The 8,522-nt window shown below is 67.1% G+C and carries 9 protein-coding genes and 1 pseudogene; 1 reads left to right on the top strand and 9 read right to left on the bottom strand.

The annotated features are described in order from the left end of the window. The 6 genes and pseudogenes from ACNPP0_RS21820 to fliF all read right to left on the bottom strand — a co-directional run. Positions 1-499: pseudogene (locus ACNPP0_RS21820) on the bottom strand (flagellar hook-length control protein FliK); the annotation flags it as partial. Between the two features lie 24 nt (positions 500-523). Then, positions 524-973 (bottom strand): flagellar export protein FliJ, encoded by a 450-nt coding sequence (fliJ, locus tag ACNPP0_RS21815; protein ID WP_046807473.1) that lies wholly within the window; start codon positions 971-973, stop codon positions 524-526. Next, positions 966-2,399: a flagellar protein export ATPase FliI gene (gene fliI / locus ACNPP0_RS21810; protein ID WP_162941321.1), complete on the bottom strand. Its 1,434-nt coding sequence runs from the start codon at positions 2,397-2,399 to the stop codon at positions 966-968. Before fliI ends, fliJ begins: the two co-directional genes overlap by 8 nt. Positions 2,400-2,461: 62 nt before the next feature. Continuing rightward, the gene (gene fliH, locus ACNPP0_RS21805) at positions 2,462-3,205 is read right to left on the bottom strand and encodes a flagellar assembly protein FliH (protein ID WP_332607629.1); all 744 of its coding nucleotides are present in this window, start codon (positions 3,203-3,205) and stop codon (positions 2,462-2,464) included. Next, positions 3,198-4,208 (bottom strand): flagellar motor switch protein FliG, encoded by a 1,011-nt coding sequence (gene fliG / locus ACNPP0_RS21800; protein WP_039883173.1) that lies wholly within the window; start codon positions 4,206-4,208, stop codon positions 3,198-3,200. The genes fliH and fliG overlap by 8 nt, the downstream gene beginning before the upstream one ends. Beyond that, positions 4,198-5,880 (bottom strand): flagellar basal-body MS-ring/collar protein FliF, encoded by a 1,683-nt coding sequence (fliF, locus tag ACNPP0_RS21795; RefSeq protein ID WP_332607630.1) that lies wholly within the window; start codon positions 5,878-5,880, stop codon positions 4,198-4,200. The genes fliG and fliF overlap by 11 nt, the downstream gene beginning before the upstream one ends. Before the next feature lie 320 nt (positions 5,881-6,200). Here fliF and fliE point away from each other — a divergent pair, with 320 nt between their 5' ends. Next, positions 6,201-6,533, top strand: a complete 333-nt coding sequence (gene fliE, locus ACNPP0_RS21790; protein WP_046807469.1) for a flagellar hook-basal body complex protein FliE — start codon at positions 6,201-6,203, stop codon at positions 6,531-6,533. Between the two features lie 108 nt (positions 6,534-6,641). Here fliE and ACNPP0_RS21785 read toward each other — a convergent pair whose 3' ends face one another. The 3 genes from ACNPP0_RS21785 to ACNPP0_RS21775 form a co-directional block, all read right to left on the bottom strand. Next, positions 6,642-7,442, bottom strand: coding sequence for a flagellar brake protein (locus ACNPP0_RS21785; RefSeq protein WP_448706976.1), 801 nt, complete (start codon positions 7,440-7,442; stop codon positions 6,642-6,644). A gap of 24 nt (positions 7,443-7,466) precedes the next feature. After that, positions 7,467-7,796, bottom strand: coding sequence for an EscU/YscU/HrcU family type III secretion system export apparatus switch protein (locus tag ACNPP0_RS21780; protein WP_332607632.1), 330 nt, complete (start codon positions 7,794-7,796; stop codon positions 7,467-7,469). After that, positions 7,796-8,522, bottom strand: a 727-nt coding sequence (locus tag ACNPP0_RS21775; protein ID WP_448706975.1) for a flagellar hook-length control protein FliK, incomplete at its 5' end; no start/stop codon positions are given. The genes ACNPP0_RS21780 and ACNPP0_RS21775, both read right to left, overlap by 1 nt.

Genomic DNA, 8,522 nt, shown 5'->3' with positions numbered 1-8,522 from the left:
CAACCGGCGTGCGTGGGGTGGCGGGTGCGTCGGCGGCGGTCAGCGCGGCGGTCAGAACGGCTGCGCCGTTGCTCATCGCGGCGGCGGCGGATTCGGCGGTGCCGCGTGCCAGCTGCACCTGTTCGGCGGCCTGCGCCGCCAGTTCCAGCGTTTGCTGCGGCAGTGCGGCAACCGGCTGCTGCGAGGCGGCCACGGCCAGCGCGCCGGCTTCGGCGGACGTGGCGGTCTTCACGGCCTCGTCGATGGCGCCGGCGGCGGCTGATTCGGCCTTGCCGGCTGCGTCGCTGCCGGCGTCACCGGTGTTTGCATTCTTGGCGGGCGTCTTGGCGCCGTTGTTCGCGGGGCGCGAATCGGCGGACGGCTTCGGGCGCTGCTGGGCCAGCACGTCGGAAAAGCTTGGGCCTTTCTTGTTCGCGGGCGCGGACTTGGCGCCCAGCGCGTCGGCGTTGGACGTGGGCGCAAAAGGCGCGACGGTGGGCAGGGGCAGGGGAGCGGTCATCTGGGGCTTCCTGTTAGGTATTGCTTAATGCATCCCGGCCTGGCGCTGGACCAGGCGGGCGGAATATTCATCATTGGCGCGTTGTTCGCGGCGGGATTCCACGACGGCCTGGGCGCGCAGTTCGCGCTGCGCCAGGGCGTCGTACGAGCTGAGCTTGCGCTTTTCCTGCTGCCAGTACTGGCGGCCCTTGGCCAGGTTGTCATCGGCTTGGCGCAACACGGCCTGCTGCTGGCCGATGGCGTCGTCCAGGGTGCCGATAAAGCGTTGGTAGTTGTGGCAATCGCTGGCCGACATGCCGGTCGTCATGGCCTGTTGCAGACGTTCCAGATAGTCCTGGCGATAGTCGCTCAACATGCCCAGCTGGCGCTCGGCATTGGTGCGTTCGGCGCTGAGGCGGCCCAACAGGCGCGCGGCTTCATCCGTGCTTTCCTTGGCCAGGTTGATCAACATGTCCAAGGGCAATTGGCTAGGCATAGGTGTCCCTTAACTCGAAACTGGCGCGCAACTGGTTGACGGCTTCGTCGTAGCCGATGTTCTCGCCGATGTCTTGCTGCAAGAAGGCTTCCAGGCGCGGATAGCGGGCGATGGCTTCGTCCAGCTGCGGATCGTTGCCCGCCGCGTAGGCGCCCACCGCGATCAGGTCACGGTTGCGCTGGTAGCGCGACAGGTTCTGCTTGAAGCGGCGCACCACGGCGAACTGCTGCGGCGTGATCAGCGACGTCATGGCTCGCGAGATCGACGCCTCGATATCGATGGCGGGGTAGTGACCGGCTTCGGCCAGATGGCGCGACAGCACCACGTGGCCGTCCAGAATGGCGCGAGCCGAATCGGCGATGGGGTCTTGCTGGTCGTCGCCTTCGGCCAACACCGTGTAGAACGCGGTGATGGAACCGGCCTTGCCGGACGGACCCGGTGCGCCCATGCCGGCGCGTTCGACCAGCATCGGCAGCTTGGCGAACACCGACGGCGGATAGCCCTTGGTAGCGGGCGGCTCGCCGATGGCCAGCGCGATTTCGCGTTGAGCCATGGCGTAGCGCGTCAGCGAATCCATGATCAGCAAGACGTCGAGCCCCTGGTCGCGGAAGTGCTCGGCCAGACGCGTTGCATAGGCCGCGCCTTGCAGGCGCAGCAACGCCGACACGTCGGCGGGCGCGGCCACGACGACCGAGCGCGCCAGGCCCTCGGGGCCCAGGTTGTGTTCGATGAATTCCTTGACTTCGCGGCCGCGTTCGCCGATCAGGCCCACGACGATGACGTCGGCCTTGGTGTAGCGGGCCATCATGCCCAGCAACACGGATTTACCCACGCCGGAACCTGCGAACAGGCCCATGCGCTGGCCGCGTCCCACCGTCAACAAACCGTTGATGGCGCGCACGCCCGTGTCCAGCACGGTATCGATCGGCGCGCGCGACAAGGGGTTGATGGGCAGCGCGGACAAGGGCGCCAGTTCGGCCCCCGTCAATGGGCCCAGCCCGTCCAGCGGGCGGCCCGCGCCGTCCAGCACGCGGCCCAGCAACGCGTTGCCCACCGGCAGGTGACGGCCCAGTTGGGGCTTGGCATTGCCATTCAATTCGGCCTTGCGCGGCAGCGGGATCGCGCGTTGCACGGGCGGCTCGCCGGGCACGACGCGCGCGCCGGGCGGCAGGCCGGAAATATCGGCCTGCGGCATCAGGTACAGGGTGTGGCCGTCAAAGCCCACCACTTCGGCATCCGCCCAGTGATCGTGGCCGCGCGCGATTTCGATGCGGGCGGCGGCGCCCACGGGCAGGCGCAGGCCGGTGGCATGCAGCACCAGGCCGGTGGCGCGGGTGATCTTGCCGCTGACCAGCCAGGGGTCGGTGGACGCCGCGCGGATCGATCCGATCTCCAGCTGCGTCTTCCAGCGGTCCAGCACCGGCACCGTGCTCGCGGAGGTCGCGGGCAGGGCGGGTTGGCCGGTCTGCGCCGATGCCTGATCGCCGTTCACGCCGGATCCTCCCAAGACACGTTGCGGCCCAGCGAGGCCGCAACGCGGCGCCAGCGGGTTTGCAAGGTGGCGTCGATATCGCCAAAAGGCGTTTCGGCGCGGCAGCCGCCGCGCGCGATGGACTCATCGGCCAGCACGCGCCAATGGCCTTCTTTCAATTCGTCCGCCAGGTGCAGGCGGATCAGTTCGATGTCTTCGGGGTTGGCCCACAAGCGCATCTGGCCGCCGGCCGACGGGTTGATGTGCAGCACATCGCGCACGGCGGCGATCACGGTTTCGGGTTGTTCGGACAGGGTGGTGCGCACGACCTGCTGCGCGATGTCCAGCGCCAGCGTCAGCAGACTCTGGCCCATCTTTTCTTCCAGCGCGCCCACGGACGCGGCGCAGGCCTGCACCAGCGCGTTCAGGCGCTGCGCTTCCTCAGCGCCTTGCTGGCGCGCCTGGGCGAGCCCTTCGGCGTAACCGGCTTCGCGGCCCGCGGCATAACCCGTTTCGTGGCCCGCCTGCTGGCCGGCTTCGACGCCGGCCGCATGGCCTTGCGCGTAGCCTTCCTCGCGCCCTTCGGCCACGGCCTGGGCGCGCAGCTGCGCCATCACTACCGCGGGGTCCGGACCGGGATCGGGTTCCGGTTCGGGCTCCGCTTCGACGGTCGCCGGCTCGTCGAACGACAGCATCTGCCAGCGCCGCCAGGCGGCACTGCGCGAGATGAGCGTCGTCGCGCCGTTGTCCGCTTCAGACATACGCGTCGTCTCCGGAATTGCCCAGCACGATCTGGCCGCTCTCGGCCAGGCGGCGGGCGATTTGCAGGATCTTCTTCTGCTCGCCTTCCACCTTCGACATGCGGATCGGGCCTTGCGCTTCCAGGTCCTCGCGCAGCATTTCGGCGGCACGGCTGGACATGTTGCGCAGGAACTTCGCGCGCAGCTCTTCCTGGGCGCCCTTGAGCGCGACCATGAGCGTGTCGTTGTCGATTTCCTTGAGGATGAGCTGGATGGCGCGGTCTTCGACGTCCAGCAGGTTGTCGAACACGAACATCTCGTCGATGATCTTCTGCGCCAGGTCGTTGTCGCGTTCGCGCAGGCTGGCCACGACGGTTTCCTCGTCCGAGGAATTCATCATGTTCAGGATCTCGGCCGCGGTGCGCACGCCGCCCATCTTGCTACGCTTGGCGCCCTGGCCGGCCAGCACGGAATTAAGCACTTCGGTCAGCTCGGACAAGGCCGCCGGCTGCACGCCGCCAAACGTGGCGATGCGCAGCATGACGTCGTTGCGCAGGCGGTCGGTCAACAAAGCCAGCACGCCGGCCGCGCGGTCGCGCTCCAGGTGCACCAGGATCGTTGCGATGATCTGCGGGTGTTCGTCGCCGATCAGCTCGGCCACGGTGTTCGGGTCCAGCCAGTTCAGCGCGTCGATGCCGCTGCCGCCGTCGCCGGCTTCCAGGATGTCTTCGATCAGGCCGGCCGCGCGGTCGCTGCCCAGCGCCTTGGTCAGCACGCTGCGGATGTAGTCGTCCGAGCCCAGCGTGACGGCCATGAACTGGTCCGCTTCCTGGCGGAATTCTTCCAGCACCACGGCCACGTCGTTGCGGGTGACCTGCTTCAGGCTGGCCATCGCCGCGCCCACCTGCTGCACTTCACGGGCGCTCAGGTACTTGAAGACCTCGGCTGCGGCGTCCTCGCCCAGCGACATCATCAGGACGGCGCTGCGCGTCATGCCGTCCATCGGAGTGGAATCATTTTTCATCTTTGCTCATCCAGGTGCGCAGAACCATCGCGACGGCGCGCGGATCCTTGTTGGCCATCGTGCGGGCGCGTTCCAGGTTGTCTTCGTAACGGCTGAGTTCCTTGCTGCGGGCGGCGTCCTGGGCTTCGCGAGCGGCTTCCTGACGCTCGGCTTCAGCCATTTCCGGATCCACCGGCGGGTACAGGTACTCGGTGACCGAGCGGCGAATCTTGCGATACAGCCAGAACGCAACCACCAGACCCACCAGCCATGCCAGGATCGTCTTGAACAGGGCAATCATTTCCGGATCGCGCCACATCGGCAGCGGCGGCGGGCCATCGTTGAACTGGCTGTTGACCAGGTTCAGCGAGTCGCCACGCGTTTCGGAATAGCCCATGGCTTCACGAACCAGATTGGTCAGCTTGCTCAGTTCTTCGGGCGGCAGGGCTTGCGGCTCGCCGTCCTTGTCGCGGATGTAGTTCACCACCACAGCCACCGACAGGCGCTTCAGGTTGCCCACCGGCTGCTTGATGTGGCTGATGGTGCGGTCCACTTCATAGTTGGTGGTGGCGTCGCGGCGCTCGTTCAGGTTGGCCGTGGCCGCCTGGGTGCCGGTTTGCTGCTGTTGTTGTTGCTGCTGTTGCTGGGCACCGGCCGCGGCGGGCGGCTGGCCCGGACGCGGCGGCTGCTGCGCGGGCGGGTTGGCCAGCGGCGCTTGCGCATTGGGAGGCGCCTGGTTCGACAGGGCGCCCGGCACGCCCTGGGCGGGGCTGACGCCGCGCTGCGTGGAATCGCTGGTTTGCTGGCTGCGCACGGCGGCCTGGCCAGGTTCCTGGTTGGGGCGGTAGACCTCGGACGTTTCTTCGCGGCGGGCGAAGTCCACGTCGGCGCTGGCTTGTGCGTGCACGTTGCCGGGGCCGACCAGGGGGTTCAGGATCGTCAGGATGCGTTCGACGGTGCGCTGTTCCATTTCGCGCACGAAGCGCATCTGGTCAGCGTCCATGCCGCGTCCTTCGCCCAGCGGCGCGGACAGCAGGCGGCCGTTCTGGTCGACGATGGAGACGTTTTCGGCGGTCAGTTCGGGCACGCTGGAGGCCACCAGCCACGAAATGGCCGAGACCTGCGCATCGCTCAGGCTGCGGCCCGGGTAGACGTTCAGCAGCACGGACGCGGTGGGCGCCTGGCGTTCACGCACGAACAGCGACTGGCGCGGCATGGCCAGGTGAACGCGGGCGTGTTGCACGGTGTGCATGGCTTCGATCGAACGGGCCAGCTCGCCTTCCAGACCGCGCTGGTAGTTGATCTGTTCCGCGAACTGGCTGGCGCCGAAGCGGGCGTTGTCCATCAGTTCGAAGCCGACGGAACCGCCGCGCGGCAAGCCTTGCGAAGCCAGTTGCAGCCGGGCGTCGTAGACGCGGTCGGCCGGCACCAGCAGCGCGGTGCCCGTCTCGTTGTAGCGGTAGGGCACGTTCATGGTGCCCAGGGCCGTTACGATGGCGCCGCCGTCGCGGTCGTCCAGGTTCGAGAACAGGACCTTGTACTTGGGCTCGCTGCTCCACATCACCGCGGCGATGATCAGCGCGACGACGGCGGCCGCCGCGCCAAGCAAGACGGGCTTGGGCAGTGCGCGGACCTTTTCCAGCACAGGGAACTTCGCCAGCAGCGACGAACTCAGAGTGGCCTGCTGATTCATCGACGGCTCCCGCTGGCTGCGCGGCGCAAGGAAAAGGACTTCATGTCTGGGTAGGGCAGATTACACATGCAACGTGCTTCTGGTCTGGGGAGAGCCTGGATTATTGCCCTTGGGTCGACAATCCCAATCGATGAAAACAGCCGGTTTTTGGCGTTACTTATCCTCTATGTCGATAGCGAATGGGCTGATCCGGCCCCGGCTGTGGGCATTCGTTGAAATGTCGGGGTTTTTGGCGGTTTTTAATCGCTATGGGCGTGCGCGATCGGCGGTACGCTTTGCGGCAACATTGGCGAATCGCCCCACCAGCAAGGAATCAGGTAATGGCTGTCTCAGGCTTGAACGGCATCGAAAGCATGCTCCAGCAGATGCGCACCGTCGTGAGCAAGGCGGAAACCGGCAATCTGGCCGCCGGAGAATCGGTTGGCCAGCCCGACGGTTTTGCCGCCGAGTTGCAGCGCTCGATCCGCCGCGTGACCTCGGCGCAGAACGCTTCGTCGGCGCAGGCGAAGGCCTTTGAAATGGGCGCGCCGGATATTTCGCTGAATGATGTGATCATCGACATGCAGAAAGCCAGCCTTGGCTTTCAGACGGCGGTGCAGGTGCGCAACAAGCTGGTTGCGGCCTACAAGGAAATCTCGTCGATGGCCGTGTAAGGCGTGCAAGACCTGCATGGCGGGCGCGTCGCCTGACGGCGGCGTCGATCCGAAAAAAGGCCTTTCCGGTGGAAAGGCCTTTTTGCTTTTAGGGGGCAGCTTGGCGGGTCAGTTGCGCTGCGCGCCTTTCTCCAGACGCCACACCACTTTTTGCAGCCAGTTTTCCTGGCGCGCGTCCAGGTTCAGGAACACGGCGCCCACGTGGCTCATCGGCGGTTCGCCGGTCAGCGACAAATGCCGCGGCGCTTCGTCCGGGCTGTCGGGCTGGACCATCGGCTGGCCGGAAATCGGGTAGACGTTACGCACTTCCAGGTTGGCGCTGAGCTTGCCGAGGTCGCCGAAGTCCAGTTGCACGTCTTCCATGACGGTGCCGCGCTCGGGCAGGGCGGGCACCGCCAGCCCGGCGCGCAAGCCCACGCCGTCAACGGAAATATCGCGCACCGTGAAGCTCAAGGGGCGGGCCTTGGGCTCGGCTTGCCATGTGGCCTGGCACTGCCCGGCGCCGGTGACCAGCGAGGCGCGGAACATCTTGCGTCGCTGGATGCGCGCCAGACGATCGGGAAACGGCGACATCAACGCCGCGCTGCCGTCATCGAAATGAATGACTTCGGGGCGCTGGACGCGAAAGCGGATCTGCACGCCGCCATAGGCGGTGGCGTGGAAGTGGAACGTCGTGCCGCTTAACAACCCCATGCTGTCGGACTGTTCGAAGTCGGCGCCCGCGTAGTCGCGGGGCCGCCAGAAGAACTGGCGCGTCTGCTTGTCGGCGCCCAGCACCAGCACCGCCATCTCGCGGTCGGCGGCGTCGCGCACCAGGATGTGGCTGTCGGGGTGCGTCAGCTCGAACAGGGCGGAACGCATGTCGTCCGGCCGGGTCAGCAGGAATTCCGGGTCGCTGGCTTCCAACACGATGGTGGTCCTTAGAAAGTGGGGTCAGGCGGGCGGCGCCGCTTGGGGAAGCTCGCGCGATTCCAGGCGGTACAGCCAGGCCAGCAATTCTGCCACCGCTACGTACAGTTGGGGAGGAATATGTGCGTCCAGGTCCACTTGCATGAGCAAGCCGACCAGTTCCCGGGACTCATGCACATACAGGCCGTTTTCCTCGGCGGCGCGCACGATGGTGTCGGCAAGCTGGCCGTAGCCCTTGGCCACCACGCGCGGCGCGCCGTCCTTGTCGTCGTAGGAAATGGCGACGGCCGCATTGCGGTTGGCATTGGGGCCGCCAGCGGGGACGCCGTCCTCGGAATAGGAGAGGGTGCTCATCAGAAGTCGGTCGGGATGACGGGGCGCGGGTCGGTCACGCTGACCGCCAGGTTGCTCAGCGTCAGGCCGGCGGCCAACAGGCGCGAGCGCAGCTGGTCGGACGCATCATTGATTTCACCGGCCGCCAGCGGCGCGACCAGTTGCAAGACGATCTGGTCGCCCGCCAGGTTCAGGCGGGCATCCACCAGACCCAGGCGCGGCAGGTCCAGCTTCAAGCGGGTGGCCCAGGTGGGCGTGGCCGAATCGGGATCGCCACCGTAGGGGTCGCGTTCCACTTCCCATTCCATCGGCGTGCCGGGCCAGGCTTCGCCTTGCCAGGTCAGGGACTGGTTGGCCAGCACGTCCAGCTGTTGGCGCACCAGCACGGTCAGGTCCTGATGGATGCCCGCGACGGGCGTGCCAGGCGCCGGGCTGGTCGAGGACCCGGCGCCCGTTGCCGCGTCGCCACCACCGGCCGTGCGGTTGGCGGCGGGGGCTTCGGCACGGTTGCGCGCCAGTGCCGCGTTCTGCTGGGCGGGCTCTTTGGTCAGGTTGGCCTGGGGCTCTTTTTGCAGCGCGTCCGGGTTGGTGCGGCCGAACACCATGTCGGTCAGGTGCGATTCGTAGAACAGCCCGCTGGTCTGCAAGGCCTGGCGCAATGCCTGCCCCAACAGGCGGGCCGACGGGCCCCCGGCGGCAAGCGCGGCATGGGCCGTGGCGTCGGCGCCGCGCGTGGCGGCCGTGTCG

The sequence above is a fragment of the Achromobacter semiaridum genome (assembly GCF_053543755.1).
Note: the sequence above shows the minus strand (reverse complement) of the source record. Positions and strands in the feature narration are given on the sequence as shown.